This is a genomic window from Ectobacillus ponti, from assembly GCF_024294785.1.
Lineage (GTDB): Bacteria > Bacillota > Bacilli > Bacillales > Bacillaceae_G > Ectobacillus > Ectobacillus ponti.
Map to the genome: position 1 here is coordinate 1 of NZ_JANCLT010000004.1, position 21,700 is coordinate 21,700.

The 21,700-nt window shown below is 54.5% G+C and carries 24 protein-coding genes, 1 tRNA gene, 1 pseudogene and 1 other annotated feature; of the genes and pseudogenes, 16 read left to right on the top strand and 10 right to left on the bottom strand.

From position 1 onward, the window contains the following. Nucleotides 1-166: 166 nt before the first annotated feature. Nucleotides 167-239: transfer RNA gene (locus tag NK662_RS08710), tRNA-Ala, on the bottom strand. A 146-nt stretch (nucleotides 240-385) separates the two neighbouring features. Between NK662_RS08710 and NK662_RS08715 the strand changes: the two genes are divergently transcribed. Next, nucleotides 386-589: a hypothetical protein gene (locus NK662_RS08715; RefSeq protein ID WP_254758543.1), complete on the top strand. Its 204-nt coding sequence runs from the start codon at nucleotides 386-388 to the stop codon at nucleotides 587-589. 14 nt (nucleotides 590-603) lie between these two features. Here NK662_RS08715 and ku read toward each other — a convergent pair whose 3' ends face one another. Beyond that, nucleotides 604-1,425 carry a non-homologous end joining protein Ku gene (ku, locus tag NK662_RS08720; RefSeq protein WP_254758544.1) on the bottom strand — a complete coding sequence of 274 codons (822 nt, stop codon included), beginning with the start codon at nucleotides 1,423-1,425 and terminating at the stop codon, nucleotides 604-606. A 57-nt stretch (nucleotides 1,426-1,482) separates the two neighbouring features. Continuing rightward, nucleotides 1,483-2,844: an MATE family efflux transporter gene (locus NK662_RS08725; RefSeq protein WP_254758545.1), complete on the bottom strand. Its 1,362-nt coding sequence runs from the start codon at nucleotides 2,842-2,844 to the stop codon at nucleotides 1,483-1,485. A 199-nt stretch (nucleotides 2,845-3,043) separates the two neighbouring features. On the opposite strand from NK662_RS08725, the gene bacA reads away from it, so the two are divergent. Both bacA and NK662_RS08735 read left to right on the top strand, forming a co-directional pair. Continuing rightward, nucleotides 3,044-3,838: an undecaprenyl-diphosphate phosphatase gene (bacA, locus tag NK662_RS08730; RefSeq protein ID WP_254758546.1), complete on the top strand. Its 795-nt coding sequence runs from the start codon at nucleotides 3,044-3,046 to the stop codon at nucleotides 3,836-3,838. Nucleotides 3,839-3,936: 98 nt separating this feature from the next. Continuing rightward, complete coding sequence (locus NK662_RS08735) at nucleotides 3,937-4,317, top strand: hypothetical protein (protein WP_306470825.1); 381 nt, start codon at nucleotides 3,937-3,939, stop codon at nucleotides 4,315-4,317. A gap of 20 nt (nucleotides 4,318-4,337) precedes the next feature. Here the strand turns inward: NK662_RS08735 and NK662_RS08740 are convergent. Then, nucleotides 4,338-4,819 (bottom strand): annotated as a pseudogene (locus NK662_RS08740) (penicillin-binding protein); the annotation flags it as partial. Nucleotides 4,820-5,122: 303 nt separating this feature from the next. Between NK662_RS08740 and NK662_RS08745 the strand changes: the two are divergent. The 7 genes from NK662_RS08745 to mraY all read left to right on the top strand — a co-directional run bounded on the left by NK662_RS08745 (nucleotide 5,123) and on the right by mraY (nucleotide 11,436). After that, complete coding sequence (locus NK662_RS08745) at nucleotides 5,123-5,464, top strand: PadR family transcriptional regulator (RefSeq protein ID WP_254758547.1); 342 nt, start codon at nucleotides 5,123-5,125, stop codon at nucleotides 5,462-5,464. After that, complete coding sequence (locus NK662_RS08750; protein ID WP_254758548.1) at nucleotides 5,451-6,095, top strand: HAAS signaling domain-containing protein; 645 nt, start codon at nucleotides 5,451-5,453, stop codon at nucleotides 6,093-6,095. The genes NK662_RS08745 and NK662_RS08750 overlap by 14 nt, the downstream gene beginning before the upstream one ends. A 63-nt stretch (nucleotides 6,096-6,158) precedes the next feature. Beyond that, nucleotides 6,159-7,613 carry a DUF4153 domain-containing protein gene (locus NK662_RS08755; RefSeq protein ID WP_254758549.1) on the top strand — a complete coding sequence of 485 codons (1,455 nt, stop codon included), beginning with the start codon at nucleotides 6,159-6,161 and terminating at the stop codon, nucleotides 7,611-7,613. Next, complete coding sequence (locus tag NK662_RS08760) at nucleotides 7,613-8,104, top strand: hypothetical protein (RefSeq protein ID WP_254758550.1); 492 nt, start codon at nucleotides 7,613-7,615, stop codon at nucleotides 8,102-8,104. The genes NK662_RS08755 and NK662_RS08760 overlap by 1 nt, the downstream gene beginning before the upstream one ends. A 102-nt stretch (nucleotides 8,105-8,206) precedes the next feature. Further along, nucleotides 8,207-9,658: an NAD(P)H-hydrate dehydratase gene (locus NK662_RS08765; RefSeq protein WP_254758551.1), complete on the top strand. Its 1,452-nt coding sequence runs from the start codon at nucleotides 8,207-8,209 to the stop codon at nucleotides 9,656-9,658. An 84-nt stretch (nucleotides 9,659-9,742) separates the two neighbouring features. Then, nucleotides 9,743-10,363 (top strand): L,D-transpeptidase, encoded by a 621-nt coding sequence (locus tag NK662_RS23570; RefSeq protein ID WP_368736062.1) that lies wholly within the window; start codon nucleotides 9,743-9,745, stop codon nucleotides 10,361-10,363. Nucleotides 10,364-10,485: 122 nt separating this feature from the next. Then, nucleotides 10,486-11,436: a phospho-N-acetylmuramoyl-pentapeptide-transferase gene (gene mraY, locus NK662_RS08775; RefSeq protein ID WP_254758552.1), complete on the top strand. Its 951-nt coding sequence runs from the start codon at nucleotides 10,486-10,488 to the stop codon at nucleotides 11,434-11,436. A gap of 36 nt (nucleotides 11,437-11,472) precedes the next feature. On the opposite strand, the gene NK662_RS08780 is transcribed toward mraY, so the two are convergent. Then, nucleotides 11,473-12,033 carry a thioredoxin family protein gene (locus NK662_RS08780; RefSeq protein WP_254758553.1) on the bottom strand — a complete coding sequence of 187 codons (561 nt, stop codon included), beginning with the start codon at nucleotides 12,031-12,033 and terminating at the stop codon, nucleotides 11,473-11,475. 221 nt (nucleotides 12,034-12,254) lie between these two features. On the opposite strand from NK662_RS08780, the gene NK662_RS08785 reads away from it, so the two are divergent. Then, on the top strand, nucleotides 12,255-12,419 hold the full coding sequence (locus NK662_RS08785) for an imidazoleglycerol-phosphate dehydratase (RefSeq protein ID WP_254758554.1): 165 nt from the start codon (nucleotides 12,255-12,257) through the stop codon (nucleotides 12,417-12,419). A 145-nt stretch (nucleotides 12,420-12,564) separates the two neighbouring features. Then, complete coding sequence (gene fabL, locus NK662_RS08790; RefSeq protein ID WP_254758555.1) at nucleotides 12,565-13,311, top strand: enoyl-[acyl-carrier-protein] reductase FabL; 747 nt, start codon at nucleotides 12,565-12,567, stop codon at nucleotides 13,309-13,311. 132 nt (nucleotides 13,312-13,443) lie between these two features. On the opposite strand, the gene NK662_RS08795 is transcribed toward fabL, so the two are convergent. Together NK662_RS08795 and NK662_RS08800 are read right to left on the bottom strand one after the other, a co-directional pair. Next, complete coding sequence (locus tag NK662_RS08795; protein WP_254758556.1) at nucleotides 13,444-14,109, bottom strand: hypothetical protein; 666 nt, start codon at nucleotides 14,107-14,109, stop codon at nucleotides 13,444-13,446. Continuing rightward, nucleotides 14,106-15,032, bottom strand: a complete 927-nt coding sequence (locus tag NK662_RS08800) for an AAA family ATPase (RefSeq protein ID WP_254758557.1) — start codon at nucleotides 15,030-15,032, stop codon at nucleotides 14,106-14,108. The genes NK662_RS08795 and NK662_RS08800 overlap by 4 nt, the downstream gene beginning before the upstream one ends. Nucleotides 15,033-15,164: 132 nt before the next feature. On the opposite strand from NK662_RS08800, the gene NK662_RS08805 reads away from it, so the two are divergent. Next, nucleotides 15,165-15,644 (top strand): transglycosylase SLT domain-containing protein, encoded by a 480-nt coding sequence (locus NK662_RS08805; protein ID WP_254758558.1) that lies wholly within the window; start codon nucleotides 15,165-15,167, stop codon nucleotides 15,642-15,644. A gap of 53 nt (nucleotides 15,645-15,697) precedes the next feature. Here NK662_RS08805 and NK662_RS08810 read toward each other — a convergent pair whose 3' ends face one another. Beyond that, on the bottom strand, nucleotides 15,698-16,135 hold the full coding sequence (locus NK662_RS08810; RefSeq protein WP_254758559.1) for an imidazole glycerol phosphate synthase: 438 nt from the start codon (nucleotides 16,133-16,135) through the stop codon (nucleotides 15,698-15,700). Nucleotides 16,136-16,300: 165 nt separating this feature from the next. On the opposite strand from NK662_RS08810, the gene ytfJ reads away from it, so the two are divergent. After that, nucleotides 16,301-16,726: a GerW family sporulation protein gene (gene ytfJ, locus NK662_RS08815; protein ID WP_254758560.1), complete on the top strand. Its 426-nt coding sequence runs from the start codon at nucleotides 16,301-16,303 to the stop codon at nucleotides 16,724-16,726. Nucleotides 16,727-16,751: 25 nt separating this feature from the next. Here ytfJ and NK662_RS08820 read toward each other — a convergent pair whose 3' ends face one another. Beyond that, nucleotides 16,752-17,486: a C39 family peptidase gene (locus tag NK662_RS08820; protein ID WP_254758561.1), complete on the bottom strand. Its 735-nt coding sequence runs from the start codon at nucleotides 17,484-17,486 to the stop codon at nucleotides 16,752-16,754. 687 nt (nucleotides 17,487-18,173) lie between these two features. Further along, on the bottom strand, nucleotides 18,174-18,398 hold the full coding sequence (locus NK662_RS08825; RefSeq protein ID WP_254758562.1) for a DUF3911 family protein: 225 nt from the start codon (nucleotides 18,396-18,398) through the stop codon (nucleotides 18,174-18,176). 436 nt (nucleotides 18,399-18,834) lie between these two features. On the opposite strand from NK662_RS08825, the gene ilvE reads away from it, so the two are divergent. Continuing rightward, on the top strand, nucleotides 18,835-19,731 hold the full coding sequence (ilvE, locus tag NK662_RS08830; protein ID WP_254758563.1) for a branched-chain-amino-acid transaminase: 897 nt from the start codon (nucleotides 18,835-18,837) through the stop codon (nucleotides 19,729-19,731). 14 nt (nucleotides 19,732-19,745) lie between these two features. Then, nucleotides 19,746-21,413 carry a dihydroxy-acid dehydratase gene (gene ilvD, locus NK662_RS08835; protein WP_254758564.1) on the top strand — a complete coding sequence of 556 codons (1,668 nt, stop codon included), beginning with the start codon at nucleotides 19,746-19,748 and terminating at the stop codon, nucleotides 21,411-21,413. Nucleotides 21,414-21,444: 31 nt separating this feature from the next. Further along, nucleotides 21,445-21,665: a binding site (T-box leader), on the top strand. Nucleotides 21,666-21,700 lie beyond the last annotated feature (35 nt).

A 21,700-nucleotide genomic window follows, 5' to 3' on the forward strand; every position in this document is an offset into this window, starting at 1 on the left:
TTCTATTCAAAACACCTAAAAAAAGCGCCCTCGCTGCCAAAGGCAGCGAGGGCGCTTCACTAAAGTTGATGGCAATGCTCATTGGGTGTCTTTTTTTTGCTTGCCCTCAGTGCTCATTTGGCGCAACAAAAAAGGACAAGATCTACAGATCTTGTCCTTTTGCGGATGGAGATGATGAGGCTCGAACTCACGACCTCTTGCATGCCATGCAAGCGCTCTCCCAGCTGAGCTACACCCCCGCGCTGTGGTTATGTTCTTATTTTACTCATGGGCAAGCCATTCGTCAAGAGAAAACAGAAAAAAATCTGCAGTGATTTTTCCCTTCGTATAGAAATGCGGCAAAACACAAAAGGTACAGGTAGAACAGGACAAGGAGTGTGGCGATATGAAGCTCGACAAGGACGATCAAGCGATTATTGAGCAGGCCTTGAAGGCAGCGGCCATGAACAGCGCTGACTATCAGGAAATCTACCGGTATGAAAGTGTGCTGCAAAAGCTCGGGACAACATCCGGAGCCGCGCAGCCGGGCGGAGACCATCAGCAGGACGGCTTCCGCTATGATTATGATGATGCTTCTGATGTGCAGTAAAGAGGAAGGCAAGCTCACAAGCTTGCCTTTTTTGTCCGGGCCGGCTTCTTCGGCGCGGGCTTTGTTTGTTCAATGCTGGCGCTTAGCGCCTCCATGATGCTGCCGAGGTCCCGGTTTGGATTGATGACAGGCTTGACGATATCCTCCTGCTCGATTTTCAATTCAATGAGGTCAAGCAGGGCAGAGCGGTATTCGTCCTGATAGGCTTCCGGATCAAAGCGGACGGTGAGCTGGTTGACAAGGGTAATGGCTGCCACAAGCTCCTTCGTCTGGATCGTGAACTGGTCCGCGTCAGGCAGATTTGGCACTTGGTCCACAGTGCGGACTTCATCCGGATAGTGGATGGTCTCCAGAATCAGGCAGTCGTCCAGCACACGGATGATCGCCAGATGCTGGCGGCTGCGCAGCGAAATCTTCACCAGCCCGATTTTACCGGTGCGCTCCAGTGCCTGCCGCAGCAGCAGATAGGCTTTCTCCGAGCCTGGTGTCGGCGAAATGAAATACGAGCGGTCAAAGTAAACTGGATCAATTTCCTCCAGCTGGACGAAGGACATGATGTCGACGGCCTTCACCTCATATTCCTTTTTCAAGGCATCCAGCTCGTTATTGTTTAGAATGACGTACTGATGTGGCCCATACTCATAGGCCTTCACGATATCCTCCGGCTCAATGGCATCATCGTCGCAGCCCGGCGCGATTTTTTCATGGCGGATGGGAACAAGGCAGTCCTTATGAATGCTGATCAGCTTGACATCTTTTTCTTCGACGGCGCTATGCAGCTTAATGCCGATGCTGACGAGGCCGAATGTTAAATTTCCCTTCCAAACGGTATGCATTCCATCACCACACTCTTTTTTTCGTTACTGTGCCCAAACAGGGCAGAAAAAAACCTCTCAGGAGCTGAGAGGCTTTCGTTGCTGCATGCGCTGCACATGGATCAGGCGGAGCAGCAGGAACAGTGCGCCGAAGGCAAGACCGGAAATCAGGCCAATCCAGTAGCCTTTGGCGGCCCAGTCCGTGTACGTTGCCAGCACATGGCCGACCGGCAGGCCGAGCAGCCAGTAAGCGATAAGTGTCATGATGAGCGCCGCATTGACATCCTTGTAGCCGCGCAGGGCCCCCTGCACCGGTGTCGCAATGGCATCGGATGCCTGGAATAGAATCGCGAAAACCAGGAACTGCCGAGCCAGTGTCTGGACAGCCGGGTCTGTCGTATAGATGGAGACAACGGCTTCATCAAATACGAAGATGACGACGGAGTAGACAGCCGCAAAGGCAAGGGCAATGCCGATCCCGAGCCAGCTGTAATGCTTCGCGTCGCGGTACCGGCCGGCACCGACTTCAAAGCCGACCGCAATCGTCATGGCGGTGGACAGGCTGAGCGGTGTCATATACAGCATGGAGGCAAAGTTCAGCGCCGTCTGATGGGCCGCGATGGTTACTGTATCAAAGCGGCTCATCAGCAGCGTGACTGCTGAAAAAATACTTGTTTCAAAGAAGATGGCAAAGCCGATCGGCACGCCAAGCCGCAGCAGGTCTTTCCAGACAGGGAGGGACACCGCGTACAGACGCTCGAAAATCCGGTACGATGAAAACGGCTGCCGGGTGTGCACAATGTAGACCGCGACCAGGAAGATGAACCAGTACGTCACCGCGGAAGCAATGCCGGCACCGACGCCGCCGAGGCGGGGCATGCCGAACTTGCCGAAGATGAGCAAATAGTTCAACGAAATGTTCACGGGAAGAGAGAGCAGGGTAATCAGCATGGTCACCCTTGTTTTTCCGAGCGCATCGATAAAGCAGCGCATGACGTTATAGGCAAACATCGGCACGAAGCCAAAGCACAGCATCATCAAAAAGCGATGGGCAATGTCATGGACCTTTGGCTCCAGCCTCATGTTATCGAGAACAAAGGGAACCGCGAACAACACCGTCAAAATGACCACGGCTGCGACAGCAACCGACAAATAGAGCGCCTGCATGACAAACGGCGCCACTTCCTTATGCTTTTGCGCCCCGTTCAGCTGGGACACAATCGGAGTGACCGACAAGAGGATGCCGGTCAGGCCGGTGCTGATGGGGATCCACAGGCTGGAGCCGATGGCTACGCCGGCGAGATCGGCCGAGCTGGCATGGCCGGACATGGTTGTATCAAAAAAGCTCATGGCAAACAGGGAAATTTGCGTAATGAAGACAGGGATAAACAGATGGAAAAAATGCTTTGTTTTTTGCCAAAGCGTACTTGTTTCGTTCATAGTGCCGTCCTTTCTTTTGCAAAATCCTTCACATTATAGCACATTTTCAGCGCTGCAGCCCAAAAAAGGGAATCGGGTAAATCTGACACTTCCATGCAAAAAGCGTGGAAGGCTGACGAAAAGGCTATGCGAACATCAAGCAAATACGGTATGATGGAAAGTATGTGCATCAGGAATGGATATAAGGAGGTACCTTGCTTTGGCAGATTGGTTAATTGGTCTCATTATGGGGGCCGTGGAAGGCTTGACAGAGTTTTTGCCTGTCTCCTCCACCGGCCATATGATTTTGACAGGACACCTGCTTGGCTTTGAAGACGAAAGAGCCAAGACGTTTGAAATCGTTGTGCAGCTCGGCTCCATTATGGCAGTCGTGGTTGTCTTTTGGAAGCGGCTTTGGTCGCTTGTCGGGATTGGCCGCAAAAAGAATGGCCCGTCCTTGAATTTGCTCCACATTATTTTGGGTATGATTCCAGCCGGCGTGCTGGGTGTGGTGTTCCATGACACGATTAAAGGCGTGCTGTTCGGGCCGGGCCCGGTTGTCATCAGCCTTGTGGCGGGCGGCATTCTGCTGATTGTGGCGGAGCGCTTCTCCAAGCGGCCAACGGCAAACACGCTTGACGAAATTACGTACAAGCAGGCGTTTGCGATCGGCTTGTTCCAGTGTCTGGCGCTGTGGCCGGGCTTCTCCCGTTCCGGCTCCACGATCAGCGGCGGTCTGCTGGTGGGCGTGTCCCATACAGCGGCGGCATCCTACACCTTCATTTTGGCTGTGCCCATGATGGTTGCGGCGACTGGCCTTGATTTGGTGAAGAGCTGGCACTTGCTGTCAGCGGCGGATCTTCCGCTGTTTGCGACAGGCTTCATCACTGCGTTTGTTGTGGCCATGCTGGCGATTGTGTCATTCCTGAAGCTGCTGGCGCGCGTCAGCCTGACGCCGTTCGCCATCTACCGCTTCATCATCGCGGCTGTATTTTATTTCTTTGTTATGCGTTAAGCAACAGGGCGGCTCATCAGGCCGCCTTTTTTTTTGTTGCGGAGCAAGCCTCCTCGGCATACACATGCTGTAGGTACAGCGAAAAGGGAGGCTTTCATATGTATCATCAGCCGCCGTATGGCGTGAATTATTATTATCCGTATCCCGGCTATGAAATGAGAGGAGCAGAGGAAGAGGTATACCGGCCGGATGACGCCGAGGATGCCCCTGCAGGCCCGCCGCCTGCGCAAATGCCGGCGATGCCGGCCACATTCGGTGCGCCGGTGCAAGGCGACCAGCTGCGGAATCAGATGTGCCGCTGCCTTGGCAATTGGGGCGTGATCGGCCTGAACGCGCCGGGTCCGTTTGGCCGGGATTTCTGGTTCTATGCGACGGAAATCCGCAAAAACGGCGTGGCTGGCTACACGTGGCGAAACGGCCGCCGGCAGCGGGTCAGCTACCGCTACCAGCAAATCCGCAATTTTATCTGCTATGGATAGGCCGTCCCCTTGGGGCGGCTTTATTGCTGTCCAGATAGGGCATCTGCCGCCAAATTGCTGAATTCCCGCAAATACTGCAGGTAGTCCCTCCCGCCGTAGTTGTAGTACTTGTTGTACATTTTCACCACAACGGCATCATAGGCCGGCATCACAAGCAAGGTGGGTCCGGTCACGCCGAGAATTTGATAGGAGCCGGCCGGCACCCGTTCCCCCAGCTCGCTGAAAGCGGCCGGCGCCCCTTGTACATACCAGAATAAGCCGTTCCGGGGCAAGTCCGGATTTTCATAGCTCGGGCTTTGGTCCGTCACAGCCATCCGGATGACCTCCGGCGGAACAAGCTGTCTGCCGTGCAGACAGCCTTGCCGCATATGCAGCTGCCCCCAGGCGGCGAGTTCCGGGCGGAGGTGAACAGGTTGGATTCCATGCCGTTCCGGCGTTGCCCCAGCTTAGCCACTGCCGGCTGATCCGGCTCATATACAACCCGCACCAAATTGTCATTTTGCAGGCATATAATACGAGTTTAGCAGAAAACGGGGCATATAAGGGAAGCAGATTGCCCGGCTGTTTTTCAGGATACAGGCTTTGTGGCAGCGCGGTATGATAGAGCTAGAGGAAGCATACATTTCACCTTGTCAGTGTGCAACATCGGGCCTTTGGAGATAACAGTGGATACATAAGGGCCATGATGGCAACGGCCAGGCCTGGGTATGGGTTGCCAAAAATTTGTGAAGGAGGGTCTTGCCTGAGAATTGGGAAAAATGCTATGATGTTCTATATACCTCTGTATTCTAGGTAGGTGAAGAACATGTTTAATCGTGAGCTTGTAAAAGGAAGCACGTCGCTTGTCGTCCTGCAGCTGCTGCAGGAGCGCGACATGTACGGCTATGAGCTGGTGAAGGAGCTGGAGCGCCGCAGCGACCAGCATCTGCAGCTGAAGGAGGGCACCCTGTATCCGGCGCTGCACAAGCTGGAGAAGCAAACGTACATCGAATGCTACTGGCAGGAGCAGGAGAAGGGCCCGGCCCGCAAGTATTACCGCATGACCGAAGCCGGGCGGGAGATGCTGCGGGAGAAGACGCAGGAGTGGGACCAGTTTGTGCGTGTAATGAATCAAGTGATGCGGAGGCCGGAGCATGACCCGTCTTGAGGCAAAAGAGAGATATTTGAAGCAGCTGGGAAAAGAGCTCCGCAGGCACGCGGAGCGCGACAGCATTTTGTTTGACTACGACCTGCACGTATCCGAACTGCTGCAGGAGGAGGCACAGCAGCATTCCGTGGAGGAGTGGCTGGAGCTGATCCATCGGCGTATCGGTTCGCCGCAGGAGGTGGCAGCGATGTGGCGCGAGGAGCTGGCGGTCACACAAAACAGGACGATGCTCCATTTCCTGCTGCTGAATCTATGTTTTTTTCTGGGCGGCGGTTTGCTGACCTTCATCCATGTGTTCCACGGGTTCGCGTGGGTGCGGGTGCTGTGGGATATGCTCACGAGCGTTCCGGTGCTGATTATGGGCATGTATACCGCGTTTTGGGGGCTGCTTGGCTATGAAATCGGGAAAAGCTTTGGCGCCGGCGGGCGGAGGCTGATGCAGAAAACCTTCTTCATCGCCCTGGTGCCGAACCTGACGCTGATGCTGCTGGTTGTGTTCCATGTGGTGCCGCATGCGTGGTTTCAGCCTTTGCTGTCCACAACCTTTATTGTATTTTGTATCATTGCCACTGTTCTGCTCTATCCGGTGTGCTGTCTGGGCTACCGCTGGGGGAAGAAGCAATCGATATAAATTTTTTTGGGTATATACATAGAATTTCTATGTAAGTAGAAAAACGATATATAGGAGGAAACGATGAAACGGGAAGACTGGATCTTTTTGCTGCTGTGTCTGTTGCTTGGGGGGGTGGCTGAACTCGCTTTTTTTCATGCCATGCCGGCCGTGTCCTTCATAGTATTTGTTGCCGCCCTGTATTGGGTGTTTTTCTGGCGCTTCCGCCGTTATGCCTTTGCAAATCGGCGGATCGGCTATTTGCTGCTGACATGCGTTTGGGTGCTGGCGGCCAGCAATGCCATATACGGGGAGGGCATGCTGCAGGTGCTGAACCTGCTCGTCATTCCGGCGCTGTTTGTTATTCATATCGTACTGATTACGGCAAAAGGGCGCATGGCCTGGTACCGTCCGGTTTTTCTCATCCGGGTGCTGTCGCGCCTGTTTGGCGGACTGCTTTACAATAGCCGCTGTCTCAAGGCGGTGCGCCTGCAGTGGCTGGAGAAGGCGGGGAGCGGCGCGTACCGGCCGCTTGTGAAAGTGGGCTTGGGACTGCTTTTGGCGCTGCCGTTTCTGCTCGTGGTCACGCTGCTTTTATCCTCCGCTGACACACAATTTGGCCGGCTGGTCGGTGAATTGCCGAACTGGCTGCTGCGGGTCAGCCTGCTGGAGGGGCTGTTCCGCACGGTTGTGGTGCTCGCCGTGGCATCCGCGCTGTTTGGCTTCCTGCAGCATGTCCGCACCCGTGAACAAACGGAGCAGGAGCGTGAAGCGGCAGCTGTACGCTGGACTTGGGACGGCATCATGATTGCCACGCTGCTGCTGGCGATGAACGCGGTGTATCTGCTGTTTGCTGCCGTGCAGTTTCAGTACTTTTTCGGCGGGGCGCCACAGGATTTGACGTATGCCGAGTATGCCCGCCGCGGCTTTGCAGAGCTTGTCGTCGTCATGGTCATCAATTTGACGATGCTTGCCGGTGTGCTGACCTATACCCGGATGCAGGGCGGGCTGAAGCTGTTCGTCCGGCTGCTCCTGACGCTGTTCGTTGCGGCGACTGCTGTCATGCTTGTATCCGCTTTTCAGCGCCTGTCGCTGTACGAAGCGGCATACGGCTTTACCCTGCTGCGGCTCTTGGCTCATTCCTTCATGCTGCTGCTCGGCGTGCTGCTCGCGTACACGCTGGCGCGGGTATGGCTGGAGAAGCTGCCGCTGCGCCACTTCTACCTCATCGCGGGCCTGCTGTACTATACGGGCTTAAGTGTCGCTGACCTGAACGGCATCGTGGCGTGGCAGAACGTGGAGCGCTTTCATGGCACAGGGAAAATCGATGTGTACTATATGGGGTCCTTGTCGTATGCCGGCACGAGCGCCCTAATCGATGTGTACAAGGAAAAGCCGGATGTGCCGCAGCTGCGCACCGTACTGGTGGAACGGAAGAATGGGCTGCTGCAGGAGGAGAAGCACTGGCAGTCCTGGAGCCTGGCGAAGAGAAATGTGGATGAGAAGCTGCAGCGGCTGCAGTTTGGAGGGCAGCCGTAATGGCGGGCCGGCGGCTTGCAGCTCTGCTGTTGGCGGTATGCTTGCTTGCGGCGGGATACGGGCTGTACCTCCTGGGCGGGCCGCGGCAGGCGCATTTTGTTTGGACAGCGGGCACTTCACTGAAGGGAGAGCGAATTGGCCCGTACCATTTGCGTGAAGAGGTTGGAGAGGCGACGCCGAAAGGAAACTATGAAGAGTATCAGTATTATGCAACAGACGACGGGGCAGAGCTCGCTGCAGGAAAAGGCAGCCGCAGCATTGTGCGGATTCAGCTGAATGCACCAGGCGGCATGACGACGAAAAAAGGCATTGCGGTCGGTGATGCGAAGGAGAAGGTTATCAAGCTGTATGGCAGCAGCTTTTACAATCGGACGGAGCAGGGCATGGCTATTATGGGCTATGTTGATCATGAGCGGCGGGAAACGTTGGAGTTTTGGCTGAGGGAAGAACGTGTTGCCATGCTGCGGCTGGATGACAGCACGATGGAATGAGGGGGTATTCCCCCTTTTACTGATTTGTAATTTCACTTACCATATAAAAAGAGGAAGGACATCCCTGTTTCTATTACAATAGAAGAAAAGGGAGGAATCGTCATGTTTATTTATAAAGAGGCGGACATTCGCCGCGCGGATCAGCAAGCAGAGCAAAGCGGTCTTTCAGTCCAGGCTTTAATGGAACAGGCAGGCCGGAGTCTATATGAAGCGATGGTGCCGCACCTGACACGGCAGCAGCGGATCGGCATCTTGTGCGGCAGCGGCAATAATGGCGGCGACGGCATCGCGCTGGCCCGCTGGCTGCGGCAAAATGGCTATGAGGCGGAGGTGCTGCTGTTGGGAGAGCCCAAAACAGAAGCGGCCGCTTCCCACTTGCGGTATTATGAGGCCTGCGGCTTTTCTGCAGCCGCTTGGAATCGGGAAGCCCGCTATGAGGTGATTGTGGATGCAATGCTTGGCATCGGTGCACGCCTGCCGCTGCGGGGCCGGGTGCTGGAGGCGGTGCAATGGGCCAACGGGCAGAAGGCGCTGCGCTTCGCTGTGGACGTCCCGTCAGGCGTGGCAGCCGATACAGGAGAGGCAACGGAAGCCTTCCAGGCGCACCGGACATTTTGTCTGCACGGATATAAGCCGTCAGCCTTCCTGCTCCCGTCTTCCGTATATTATGGCAAAGCGCATGCTTTGGATATTGGCTTGCCGCAGCAGGGCGCATGGCGCATGTGGGGCGAAGCGGATGTGAAGCGGACGCTGCCGGCACGGCCGTTTGCCGTCCACAAGGGCATATTTGGAACAGGGCTGCTGCTGGGCGGATCTGATGATATGCCGGGCAGTGTGCTGCTGGCGGCCATGGGGGCGATGCGGGGCGGCATCGGCAAGTTGGTCATCGGCACGACCCGTTTTGCCGCGGGGATTGCCGCAGGAAGGCTGCCGGAAGCAACCTATTGGTTGGACGGGCTCGACAAAGCCGCACAAGGCAGCCTTCCCGATGGCATCCGGGCGGCGGCAATCGGACCCGGCTTGGATGATCCGGAGCAAGTGGAGCGGGCACTGGAGCATTTGCTGGTACGCAACATGCCGCTCGTGCTCGACGCGGGAGCCTTGGCCAAGCGCGGCTATCCGCGCCGAAATGCACCCGTTGTATTGACGCCACACCCGGGAGAATTCAGCCGGATGACCGGCTTGTCCGTCAAAGAGCTGCAGCAAAACCGCATGGCAGCAGCTTCGAGGTACGCCGTGGAGCAGGGTGTCATGCTGGTGTTAAAAGGGGCATATACCGTCATTGCCTTGCCGGACGGAACCGGTTATATCAATCCGACAGGCAACGCGGCACTGGCCAAGGGCGGCACGGGCGATACCTTGACGGGTCTGCTGCTGGCATTTCTTTGTACACATGAGGACGCGGCGGCTGCTGTCGCTAACGCTGTCTATGTACACGGGGCCTGCGCGGATGCCTGGACGTCCGCTTATGCTGCAGAAGCCATGCTGGCCAGCGACCTGAGTGGGCAGCTTCCGCTTGTGCTTAGGGAGCTGTCCTTGTCGAATCAAGAGTAAAAGAGTTGGAATTTTTCGGAAAGTTGTGGCGCGCGCTCCCTGTCCCGACCGCTACAATAGAACTAGCGAAAGGAGCGGGCGCTGGTGAAGAAGGTTTTGGCAGGAGCAGGCATATGCGTTTTGTTAATGGGAGCGGGCTTGGGCGCATACATATATAAGGAGGACAGGGAGGAGCGGCAGGCACAGCCGGCTGCTGCTTTCCCGCAGCGGCAGGGAGAATTGCCGCAGGATGAAAAAACGCTGCAGCAATACTTGCTGCCGGTGCCGCAGCAGCTGATTTTGATCAACCGGGAGAGCAATCAGCTCGCCTTTTTTCAGGAGGGGCGATTGGTCAAGGTATACCGCATTTCAACCGGCAAGCGCGCCACTCCGACTCCGGCAGGCGTCTTTCCGGTTGTGAACAAAATAAAGAACCGGCCCTTTTATAAGTTCAACATTCCAGGCGGCGATCCGCGCAACCCGCTCGGCGACCGCTGGATGGGCCTTGATATTGACGGCACGAACGGCACCACCTACGCCATTCATGGCAACAGCAATTCCGCAACCATCGGGTATCATGTCTCCAATGGCTGCATACGTATGTACAATGAAGATGTTCGCTCGCTGTTCGAGCAGGTGGCAGTCGGCACCGTGGTCATCATCGGGGACTTTGATGCGCCCTGGGCTGCTATTGCCCTGCAGCATGGCTACAAGCTGTACGGATAGGGAGGGGGAGTCCCCTCCGCTTTTCTTGGTAAAAAGGCCATGTACGCATTGGCAGTTTCTGATAAGATAAAGAATTTTTGATTATATTTGGAATTCAATTCAGGTACATAAGGGGAGAGACCATGAGTATTACGATGCAGACACTGTTATTTTCCTTTGCGACCGTTTCGCTGCTGACCCCGGTGCTCATCCGGTTTTTGAAGGCCTATAATTTGACCCAGCCGATCCGGGCGGAGCTGCCACCGGATCATCAGGCGAAAAAAGGGACACCACTCATGACCGGGCTTATTTTTCTGGTCAGCGTGCTCATCGCCTGCTTGCTCGTCAAAACATCAACGGTATATTTTCTCGGTGTGATTTTTGTGATGTTTGGCGCAATCGGCTTTTTGGACGATTTCAAAAAGGCGTATTTTCAGGATCCGCAGGGGGCTTCGGGCCGGATGAAGCTTGTGCTGCAATTTCTGGCGGCGGGCACGGTTCTGTTTCTGCTGCTGCAGATGAACATGCTGTCGCCGGAAATCCGCCTGCTCGGCCCATATTCCTGGGAGCTGCCGCATTACATATACATCGGGCTTGTCCTCTTGTTTGTTGTCGGCTCGGCCAACGCCATCAACTTTACCGATGGGCTGGATGGGCTGCTTTCGGTCATCTCCATTCCGACCTTCTTTTTCTTCTTCCTGATTTCCGATCATATTGAGGTGAAAGTATTTTGCTTTGCCATGATTGGCGGGCTGCTGGCGTTTCTGATTTACAATGCCTATCCGGCCAAGGCGTTCATGGGCGATACCGGTTCTCTTGCCATCGGCGGCATCCTGTCGTTTTTGGTGGTGATTGAGCATGTCGAGGTACTGGCGCCGCTCCTGTTCTTCATCTATTTTGCGGAGCAGCTGAGCGTCATTTTGCAGGTGGCTTTCTTTAAAATGACCGGGCGCCGCATCTTCCGCATGTCGCCGATTCATTACCATTATGCGCTGAAATACGGCTGGAGCGAAAATCAGATTGTCGTGCGCTTCGGCTTCGTTGCCTGGGCAGGCACCCTCGTGTCCTGGCTGTATTGGTATTATTACCTGTAACAAAAAAAAGCAGGAGGAGCTCCTGCTTTTTTTGATTTACAATACCTGCTGCAAGCGGTCGGTCACACTTTCCATGACGCTGCGCCAAATCACGGCATCCGTCGTCAGCACCTTCCGGAAGCGGCCGTACATTTCCTTCTGGCGGTCCGCAAAGGACGGGTCATCCTGCGGCGGCAGGGCAGCGCGTTCGGCGGTGATGAGCTCTTGCACGCGCGGCGAGCGGGGGCCCCACACCATTTTTTCGTTGCCGGCCTCATCCATGAAGATAAAAATGGGAATCGCACGGGAGGTGCCGTTTGTCAGATACTGATCCATCAGCTCCAAATTCTCATCGCGCACAAGGAAGCGCGTTTCAAAGCCGGCCAGCTCGCACAGGCGCTGCATGATCGGCACGCAAAGCATCGCGTCGCCGCACCAGTCCGCGGTCAGCACGACCACCTTCCAGTTTTGTCCCTGCGCCTTCGTGAAAACCTTGTTTGCCTCCTCAACAAGCTGCACGCTGTCATAAATGTGCTGCAGCTCCTCCTTGTTGACCGTCATGCTGTCAACATAGGCCTCGTACGTCATTCCTTTTGCAAACCAATCCAACAGTGTCATATGTATTCCTCCTTTTGTTTTATTGTAGCAAATACGGATCCATCTGCACAAAAAAGAAGGAAGGGCGACAGTACCCTTCCTTTTCAAGAATAGCTTGAAAGCAACTGTTATCTGTATCGCCATATTGAGGCCCGCTTATACACGGCTGAAAAAATTTGTTTTGGCGCGGCGAAACGAGGGATACTAAAACGGCAATCCTACAAGAAAAGGGGGGACTCCCGATGACAAGCCGCAATGGCAGCAAGGGCAGCAAAAACCAAGGGTCGCCGCAGGCCGGCCACTATCAGATGGAGCTTGGCGCTGATTTTCAGGCGGGCGACGACAACAAGGGAAAAACGTACCGCTCCCATACAGGGAACAAATCGCATTACAAGCATGAGGACTGATTGGAGTGCCCCGGCAGTATGGCTGCCGGGGTATTTTCTATGGGCGGCAGCCGGCAATCTCATTTCATGTACCATAATAGGTTGACCAACCTGCAAAAGGGCGGTAAAATTTGGGCAATACATAGCAAATGGAGGCTTTCTGAGCATGACAAATAAAGTGGCACTCATTACCGGCGGCACAAGAGGCATCGGCAAAGCAATCGCGAAGCGCTTTGCCCGCGAAGGCTATCAGCTTGTCCTGAACTATATGCGCAAAAAGAGCGATGCTGAGCAAACGAAAAACGAAATTGAAGCGGAATATGGAGTAGAGGTCCATCTGGTTAAAGCAAACGTCAAAGAGATGGAGCAAATTCAGGCGCTGTTTGCGGAAGTAAAGGAGCGCTTCGGCCGTCTTGATGTATTCGTCAGTAATGCTGCATCCGGCGTATTGCGCCCGCTGATGGAGATCGAACCGACGCACTGGGATTGGACCATGGACATCAACAGCAAAGCATACCTGTTTGCCGCCCAGGAAGCGGCAAAGCTGATGGAGCAGGGCGGAGCCATTGTGGCGCTGTCAAGCCTCGGCTCCATCCGGGTTCTGCCGAATTATGTGACTGTCGGTGTTTCCAAAGCGGCGGTGGAGGCGCTGACCCGCTATCTGGCAGTGGAACTCGCGCCAAAGGGTATCGTCGTCAACGCTGTTTCCGGCGGCGCGGTGGATACCGATGCGCTGAAGCATTTCCCGAACCGGGAAGAGCTGCTGAGCGAGGCGGCCCAGCGCAACCCGGCCGGACGCATCGTGGAGCCGGAGGACCTGGCCGAAACAGTCTACTTCCTCTGTACACCGGCTGCCGGCATGATCTGCGGCCAAACCATTATTGTAGACGGCGGATTGTCGCTGCTTTGCTAAGAAAAGGGACCTCGGTCCCTTTTTTTTCTTGCACACATCACCCATATACACAACCCTCCATACATCAGGGCTGTCGGCGCCCTGACTTTCCCGGAGCAGTTTTTTGCTTTCGCAAGGCACGGATTTCCTGCTTCAGCTGCTGATATAACGCAGGGGCACAGCTTGTGGCGCCGTACCGCTCCTGCTCGTAGGCTGCCAAAATGATTTGCGGCTGGCATCTGTTCCATAGGATGTATATACAAAGTCCAAGCCGGAAACAGGCTGTATCGCCGGATATACCATGACCTCTGTGGCCAGCCGCGGCACGGAGGGAAGGTGCACCTCCAGCAATCCAAACGGTTCGCCCGCAATCAGCTCCACCTGCTGAAACTGGTAGACACCGCGCCGCTTTGCCGTAAACGCGACAGTATGGGACAGGCGGGAGCGGGGCGGCATGTGGAAGCTGAAGGTGTGAAGACGGGCTGCCCCGGCCACCTCCAAGGCAGGATGGATGCGAAACAGGCATTTCCCATTGGCAAGCGGCAGCCAGCCGGCATTGTGCAAGGAGAGGGAAAGTGTCCCGGCTTCCTCTGGAAACAGCCTGATACAATCGTCCTCGCTGTCAAGGGACAGCTGCCGCTCCGAAAGCCGGCCGAATTGATGAACGCCAATGGCAAAGAAATAGTAAAGCAGCATAATCAACAGCAGGGGCTTGTACGGCGGCAGGAAGAGATAGCACAGCAGAAACAGCGGCAGTGTCAGCAGAACCGTTTGCTTCTGCAGCCAGATGGGCGCTGTGACAAGACGTTCGCCCCTCATCGCTGCAGCTCCACCGGCACATCCACTTCCTCCAGGATGTCCCGCAGCAGCTCAGACTTTGACACCCGCAGCGCCCCTTCCATGGACAGCATCAGCCGATGTGCCCATACATACGGCACCATCCGCTGCACGTCATCCGGCGTCACATAAGCGCGTCCCTTCAGGAAGGCATATGCCTGTACGGATCTCATCAAAGCCAGTGTGCCGCGCGGGCTGATGCCGGCTGCAAGATAATGATGGGAACGGGTGCGTTGTACGAGATGAAGGATGTAGTCCTCCACGGCTTCCGCCACCGTAACCTCCTTCACCTGCTCCTGCATGGCAACAATATCCGCGAGCGAAACCGCAGCCCCAAGCTGCTCCAGCGGCTGTTGGACGCGAAAGCGGCGCAGCATGTCCCTTTCCTCCTCCATTGTCGGGTAGCCAAGCGGAATCAGCATCAGAAAGCGGTCCAATTGCGCATCCGGCAGCGGGAAGGTGCCTTGTGACTCCAACGGGTTTTGAGTGGCGATCACGAGAAATGGCTTTGGCAGCGGCAGGGTGTGCCGCTCAATGGTTACCTGCCGTTCCTCCATGGCCTCCAGCAGGCTGGACTGGGAGCGCGGCATGGCGCGGTTGATTTCATCCGCCAGCAGCAGGTTCGTATGGATGGGTCCCTGCCGCAGTTCAAATTCTCCTGTCTTCGCATTGAAATATTCGATTCCTGTTATATCGCCAGGCAGTACATCCGGCGTGAACTGGATACGGGAAAAGGCGCCGTCAATCACCTTCGCCACGGTCTTGGCCAAAAGGGTTTTGCCTGTACCCGGCACATCCTCAAGCAGGATATGCCCATTGGCCAGCAAGCAGACAAGCATGGCATCAACAGCTTCCTCCTTTCCAATAAATACGGAAGAAATCGCTTGTTTTATGTTCTTCAACAATGATATACACCTCCTATATAGGTAGGTATATTTTATTAGAATATTCCAGATGTTGGAACTGAAGAATGGCTGAAACTGTTACTTATGAGGAGGGACGGCAAATTGCACACTAAGGAGGAGGAGGGATATCTCATGAAAAAAGTGTTTCTCGCCTTATGTATGCTCACGGTGTTCACTGCCGGCGCGTATTTCATGATCCGCCAAGTGATCTTTCCGTTAAAATATGAAGCCTTCATTGAAAAATATGCCCGTGAATACCATGTGCCTCCTCATTTGGCTGCGGGAATCATCCGTCTCGAAAGCGGGTTTCAGTCCGAGAAAAGCGGTGGACTGATGAATTTGTCCGACCGGACAGCGGCCCGCATTGCCAAGGAAATGGGCATGAAATATTTCGACCCGAGCCTTTTGACCCATCCGGAGACCAATATTAAGCTTGGTATGTGGTACTTGGGGCGCATATACAACCGTCATAACTTCGTGGCGGCTCTGGAGCAGTGGAACGCCCGCAACGGGAGGAAGCTGACGGAGCAGGAGCTGGACCGCTATGTACGGGAGGCTGCTTCCGGCAGAAGCTATTATCAGCTGATACACGGCAGCCGCCTACAGCAATAAAACCAGGAAGAAAGGCTCTTCCTGGTTTTATTATGGATTCTATCTTGTCCTGTTTAGAACAGGGAGAAGAAAAACGAAAGCAGGGCGACCCGGAAAATCAAGGCCAGCAGGGCGGCGGCTGCACCAAGCACAATGCCAATGGTGGCGCTTGCCCCGGCGCCGCGGCTGCGGGCAAATAAGCCGACGAGTACGGCTCCAATGCCGAGAATCACCGGAAAGGTGAACAGAGACAGAATACCGAGTGCCAAAGCGATGAAACCGCTGAGGGTTCCGCCGGCAGTCCGGTCATCCACATCTCCGCGTGTATAGGCTACAGGCCGTCCTGGCGCGACCTCTGCCGCATATTCTTCATCCTCTACAGTTCTTGCAGGAGTGATGTCAGCAGCATACTCCTCATCATCTACAGCTCTTGCAGGAGTGATTTCAGCAGCGTACTCTTCGTCATCCATGAAATCACGCAGCAGGTGACGATTGCGTTCATTGTCTGCCATAGTCATGCCTCCCTTATCAAAATGGCTTTCCATGCGGGAAAGCCTTCTTATTATGAGCCAAGGGCGCGCATTTTATCAGGAAAACCGGTCCTTGAAAAAACTTGGTATGAGAATGAGGTTTTAGGAAAACATAGGAGAGAAAACGACTGAAATGGGAGGATTTGTATGACACAGCATCCGATTGAAGACCTTATGCGCACTGCGATGGAAAATCTGAAAGAGATGGTGGATGTCAACACCATTATGGGCAAGCCGGTTTCCACCCCGAATGGCGGCACTATCTTGACTGTTTCCAAGGTGTCCTTTGGCTTTGGCGCAGGCGGCAGTGATTTTGGCAATGCCAGAGCGAAGGCCCGCCCGCACAATGGCCATCATGCACCTGAAGAACGCCGTGAAGTACAGCATCCGTTTGGAGGCGGAAGCGGCGCTGGTGTTTCCATTAATCCGGTGGCCTTCTTGGTTGTAAATCCTGGGGAAGTAAAAGTGATGCATCTGCAAAGCAGCACACATCTCATTGAAAAAGCAATGGATGTGGCGCCGCAAGCTCTGCAATCTGTACAAAATATGATGGGCTCCGGCTCGAACCAATAAAAAAGATGGCGCTGGCCATCTTTTTTTATTTGGTGTGGAGTGCAGCATGCGCGCTGCCGTGCTGCTTTGTTTCCGGGCGGACATAAGCGAAGGCCTGCCGCCCCATCTGGATCCAGGCCGCCTCGAAGGGCTTGCGCGGCAGCCGTCGGTTTGGCACATCATAGAGCGGATCGTTTACAAGCACGTGGGATGCGCTGCAGCCTGTCAGCAGTACACTATGCTCCGCATAGGTGACCTGCATCGGGCCGTTATTTGTATACCACGTTTCAAAGCGCTCCTCCGGCAGAGGGGCAAAGGTATCGTTGGTGATGAGCCACACAGGGGCGCCGTGGTCCAGCATGCGGTACATGTCCTCCGGTTCGCCGCCGCTGAGGTTCACAAGCCCCTCCGGCACGTAGAGGGAAGCGAGGCGCAGAATCGGCTCGATATAGACACCGAGGCCCGGTCGGCTGAAGGAATACATGTCGCCGACGAACCCCTCGCGCATGCTGCCGTTCAGGCCGTTTTCTTCAAAGGGAACGCAGTCCAGCCGGTGCGCCAGCTCCATTTTGTCCGCGGCGACGCCGGCATGCCGCAGCAGCATGGCCAGGCTCGTCACCTCGCAGCCACGCGGCAGCTCCGGATTTTGCCGGATATGCGGCGCCTGCACCAGCGCCATTTTCTGTGCCTCCTTCCATGTTCTGAAGCCGCAATACAAAGCGGCCGCAACCGGAATGGAGGCAAGCAGCTTCTTCTTGTGCCGTTTCATGATTCCCATCATAGGAACATCTCCTTTCTGTTTGGTATGCTGCCTTCTTACTTCTCGCTGTGGGCGCCTATTTCCTGTACGGGCAGCAGAAAGGAGAACATTCTCAAAATTGACAGCAAGCCTGCCGTATGGGGGGGAAGCCGGCGGTAAAAGCTGTAGAAGAGGAGGGATTGTATGATCAATATAAAACAGTTCTGTATTGGATTGATGATATTGGTTATCGCCTTTCTGATCTATTTCCTGAAGGAAAGGGTGTGCGGCGCCGCTCTCAGACTGGTGCGGGGACGCTGAGGTGAGCCGCTGTGACTGGCTTCTGTCACAGTGGCTTTTTTCTGTAACATATTTACATATTGACAATTGTCTCTGGAAGAGGTATGATTAACTTTCGTGTCTCAGTTACAAAGCAGCCTGTCATGAAACCACTTGTATGTGTGATGGATGAATTGCTGAAGATCGGGCTGACCAGCCAACAACTTCGGTGGTTCTTGAAAGTGAACGCACATAGAGGGAAACTGCCCCTGGCAGCATGCAGGTGAAGAGGAGCGGCCGACGGAGCCGCAGAGGTGGAAGAGAGGAAGGGCTTTCATCATACAGTTAACAGTTACTTTCCCGTATATACAGCATGACGCCCCTCCTGACAAGGAGGGGCGTTTGGTTTTGCGGCCAAGCTGAGCGTCCGCTCGGCGAACGGCAAAAAAATTAGTCGTTGTAAGCGGCTGTAAGCATTTGGCAAATGAAATCCCGGCTTTGATCCTCCTGTACATATTCAAAGGTCTGGCGTTCCGGACGCTGTGCTTCAGGCTTTGCCTGCTCCCCGACCAGCTCAAGCTCCACTGTGCACAATCCGTTTGCCTCCAAAGACTGAAACAGCTGCAGCAGCTCCAACACTTCTTGTTTTGTTCCTTTCACTTGCAAACTCGCCATAATTCGCGCCTCCTCAATTTTTGTTTTCGGTAACAGCTTTTTGAAAATAGGATTATGAGTGCAAAAACATGAATATGCCTATTATTTTTATTCGTGCTGCATGTTTTGTTTTCCACGATGTGGAATACACAAACTCTTGTGGGACAAGGCGTTGCGGCTGCAGCAGTACGGCATATATTGAGTACAATACATTCGGGATTGTTGCATAAATTCCTCCCTCCGGTAAAATATTTTGTATTGCAAAAATTGTCGAAATTCTTTTGGGTATATTTTGTAACCGTTAACAACCTTGATGTGTCAAGGGTTTGAGACTTGTTGTGCAATTCCAATATTTAAAATTTTCTAAAAATTGTTTTGATTTCTGTTTTAACTAGGCGTAAACTAAGTAACAATAAACGCACCAACAACGACATAGAAGCAAATAGGGGGATTGTAAGTGAGCGAGCAGTGGATTTATTTAAACGGGCAATTCGTTCCAAAACACGAAGCAAAGGTTTCAGTTTATGACCATGGCTATTTGTATGGAGACGGGGTGTTTGAAGGAATCCGAGTCTACAGCGGAAACGTATTCCGTTTGAAGGAGCACCTCATCCGCCTATACGAATCAGCGAAATCCATCATGCTGGACATTCCATATACATTGGCAGAAATGACCGAAGCAGTAGCTGCGACGATCCGCCGCAATGAGCTGGTGGACGGCTACATCCGTCTCGTCATATCGCGCGGCGATGGCAACCTGGGTCTTGACCCGGCATCCTGCCCGCGGCCGAACATCGTCATCATTGCTGAACAGCTCGCTTTGTTCCCTGCTGAATATTATCAAACGGGTATCCCGATTATTACGGTGGCGACAAGAAGAAACCGTCCAGATGTGCTGAGCCCGCAGGTCAAATCCCTGAATTACCTGAACAACATTCTTGTCAAGCTTGAAGCGAAGCTGGCCGGTGTGCAGGAAGCGCTGATGCTGAACGAGCAGGGCTATGTGGCAGAGGGCTCCGGCGACAATGTGTTTCTTGTGAAAGGAAACAAGCTCATCACGCCGCCAAGCTCTGCCGGCGCCCTGGAGGGCATCACCCGCAACGCCATTATGGAGCTTGGGGAGCAGCTTGGATACGATGTACGCGAGGAGGTGTTCACCCGCCACGACGTATATGTCGCGGACGAAGTGTTCCTGACCGGCACAGCAGCTGAGGTAATCGCTGTTATTAAGGTGGATGGCCGCACAATTGGCGATGGCACACCGGGTGCGCATACAAACCGTTTACTGGAAGCCTTCCGACAACTTGTTGTACAAGACGGAGAAAAGATTTACACAGCAGATCAGGTGAGTTGAGGGAGGAGATCGTTTTGCGAAGCAATATGATTAAAAAGGGAATTGACCGCGCGCCGCACCGGAGTTTGCTGCTCGCGGCCGGCGTCAAGCCCGAGGATTTTGACAAACCGTTTATCGCCATCTGCAATTCCTACATCGATATTGTGCCGGGGCACATTCATCTGCGGGAAATGGCTGATGTGGTAAAGGACGCCATCCGCCAGGCAGGCGGCGTTCCATTTGAATTTAACACAATCGGCGTTGATGACGGCATTGCCATGGGCCATATCGGCATGCGCTACTCGCTGCCAAGCCGCGAAATCATCGCGGATGCAGCCGAAACGGTTGTAAACGCCCATTGGTTTGATGGTGTGTTCTACATGCCAAACTGCGACAAAATTACGCCGGGCATGCTGATGGCGGCGGTGCGCACGAATGTGCCGGCCGTGTTTGTATCAGGCGGCCCGATGGAAGCGGGCTTGTCCAAGGACGGAAAAGCGCTCTCCCTCGTCTCTGTATTTGAAGGCGTAGGCGCTTTGAAATCCGGGCAAATGACGCTTGAGGAGCTGCTCGATATCGAACGCTCCGCCTGCCCGACCTGCGGATCCTGCTCAGGCATGTTCACTGCAAATTCCATGAACACCATCATGGAAATGCTCGGGGTGGCGCTGCCGGGCAACGGCACCATTCTGGCAACGAGCAAGGAGCGCCATGAATTGATTTATCAGGCGGCCCATCACCTGATGGATCTTGTCCGCAATGATGTGAAGCCAAAAGATATTATCACGAAGGAAGCCATCGATGATGCCTTTGCGCTCGACATGGCAATGGGCGGCTCCACAAACACGGTGCTGCACCTTCTCGCCATTGCAAACGAAGCAGGCATCGAATATGACCTGGAGCGCATCAACGAAGTGGCAAAGCGTGTGCCGTATCTGGCCAAAATCAGCCCGGCTTCCCACTATTCCATGCACGATGTGCATTTGGCGGGCGGCGTGGCTGCCATCATCAAGGAGCTGTCATCGATTCCAGGCGCCATCCATCACCAGCGCATTACGATTACAGGCAAGACGCTGCTTGAGAATGTGGAGCATGCCTCCATCCAGAATACGGAGGTCATCCATCCGAAGGAGCAGCCGTACAGCCAGACGGGCGGACTATCCATCCTGTTCGGCAACCTGGCGCCAAACGGCAGCGTCATCAAGGTCGGCGGTGTAGATCCATCCGTACAAAGCTTTGTTGGCGAAGCAATTTGCTTCGACTCCCACGATGAGGCAGTGGAGGCAATTGATAACGGTCTTGTCCGCGAAGGGCATGTTGTTGTCATCCGCTACGAAGGGCCAAAAGGCGGGCCGGGCATGCCGGAAATGCTGGCGCCGACATCCTCCATCATGGGAAGAGGCCTTGGCACAAAGGTGGCGCTCATTACAGATGGACGCTTCTCCGGTGCAACGCGCGGCATCGCAATCGGCCACATTTCGCCGGAAGCGGCAGAAGGCGGTCCGATCGCTTACGTGAGGGATGGTGACACCATTATCATCAACCTGCCGGAACGGACGATTCACTGGGATGTTTCCGATGAAGAAATCGAAGCACGCAAGCAAGGCTTCACTGCGCCGGAGCCGAAGGTAAAGAGCGGCTATCTGGCACGCTATGCCAAGCTTGTTACCTCTGCAAATACAGGCGGAATTTTAAAGGTATAAAGACAAGTAAGCTTCGACAACTGTTGAAGCAGATAAAGCGTTGATAGGGAGGAGTAGTTGCTTAGCGGAGCCTCACAGAGAGTCGGTGGCTGGTGGAAACCGACGGTCCGCGGCAATGAACATCGCCCTGGAGTGTTAAGCTGAATTGGTAGGCTTAAACGGCGGCCGCGTTATAGGCCCGACTCTTGGAGTTGATGAGGCAGGAGCAATCCTGCGAAGAAGGGTGGTACCACGAAATCTTTCGTCCCTTTAGCACGGCTGACGTGCGGACGAAGGATTTTTTTGTT

What these genes read in the sequence shown, in the direction of transcription:
- NK662_RS08725 (WP_254758545.1), bottom strand. Translation starts at nt 2,844, where the DNA reads ATGAACGAAACAAGTACGCTTTGGCAAAAAACAAAGCATTTTTTCCAT.
- NK662_RS08780 (WP_254758553.1), bottom strand. Translation starts at nt 12,033, where the DNA reads ATGACACTGTTGGATTGGTTTGCAAAAGGAATGACGTACGAGGCCTAT.
- NK662_RS08715 (WP_254758543.1), top strand. Translation starts at nt 386, where the DNA reads ATGAAGCTCGACAAGGACGATCAAGCGATTATTGAGCAGGCCTTGAAG.
- NK662_RS08745 (WP_254758547.1), top strand. Translation starts at nt 5,123, where the DNA reads ATGTTTAATCGTGAGCTTGTAAAAGGAAGCACGTCGCTTGTCGTCCTG.
- NK662_RS08735 (WP_306470825.1), top strand. Translation starts at nt 3,937, where the DNA reads ATGTATCATCAGCCGCCGTATGGCGTGAATTATTATTATCCGTATCCC.
- NK662_RS08795 (WP_254758556.1), bottom strand. Translation starts at nt 14,109, where the DNA reads ATGAGGGGCGAACGTCTTGTCACAGCGCCCATCTGGCTGCAGAAGCAA.
- NK662_RS08820 (WP_254758561.1), bottom strand. Translation starts at nt 17,486, where the DNA reads ATGATGGGAATCATGAAACGGCACAAGAAGAAGCTGCTTGCCTCCATT.
- NK662_RS08805 (WP_254758558.1), top strand. Translation starts at nt 15,165, where the DNA reads ATGAAAAAAGTGTTTCTCGCCTTATGTATGCTCACGGTGTTCACTGCC.
- NK662_RS08760 (WP_254758550.1), top strand. Translation starts at nt 7,613, where the DNA reads ATGGCGGGCCGGCGGCTTGCAGCTCTGCTGTTGGCGGTATGCTTGCTT.
- NK662_RS08750 (WP_254758548.1), top strand. Translation starts at nt 5,451, where the DNA reads ATGACCCGTCTTGAGGCAAAAGAGAGATATTTGAAGCAGCTGGGAAAA.
- NK662_RS08810 (WP_254758559.1), bottom strand. Translation starts at nt 16,135, where the DNA reads ATGGCAGACAATGAACGCAATCGTCACCTGCTGCGTGATTTCATGGAT.
- ku (WP_254758544.1), bottom strand. Translation starts at nt 1,425, where the DNA reads ATGCATACCGTTTGGAAGGGAAATTTAACATTCGGCCTCGTCAGCATC.
- mraY (WP_254758552.1), top strand. Translation starts at nt 10,486, where the DNA reads ATGAGTATTACGATGCAGACACTGTTATTTTCCTTTGCGACCGTTTCG.
- NK662_RS08755 (WP_254758549.1), top strand. Translation starts at nt 6,159, where the DNA reads ATGAAACGGGAAGACTGGATCTTTTTGCTGCTGTGTCTGTTGCTTGGG.
- NK662_RS08825 (WP_254758562.1), bottom strand. Translation starts at nt 18,398, where the DNA reads ATGGCGAGTTTGCAAGTGAAAGGAACAAAACAAGAAGTGTTGGAGCTG.
- NK662_RS08765 (WP_254758551.1), top strand. Translation starts at nt 8,207, where the DNA reads ATGTTTATTTATAAAGAGGCGGACATTCGCCGCGCGGATCAGCAAGCA.
- ytfJ (WP_254758560.1), top strand. Translation starts at nt 16,301, where the DNA reads ATGACACAGCATCCGATTGAAGACCTTATGCGCACTGCGATGGAAAAT.
- NK662_RS08785 (WP_254758554.1), top strand. Translation starts at nt 12,255, where the DNA reads ATGACAAGCCGCAATGGCAGCAAGGGCAGCAAAAACCAAGGGTCGCCG.
- fabL (WP_254758555.1), top strand. Translation starts at nt 12,565, where the DNA reads ATGACAAATAAAGTGGCACTCATTACCGGCGGCACAAGAGGCATCGGC.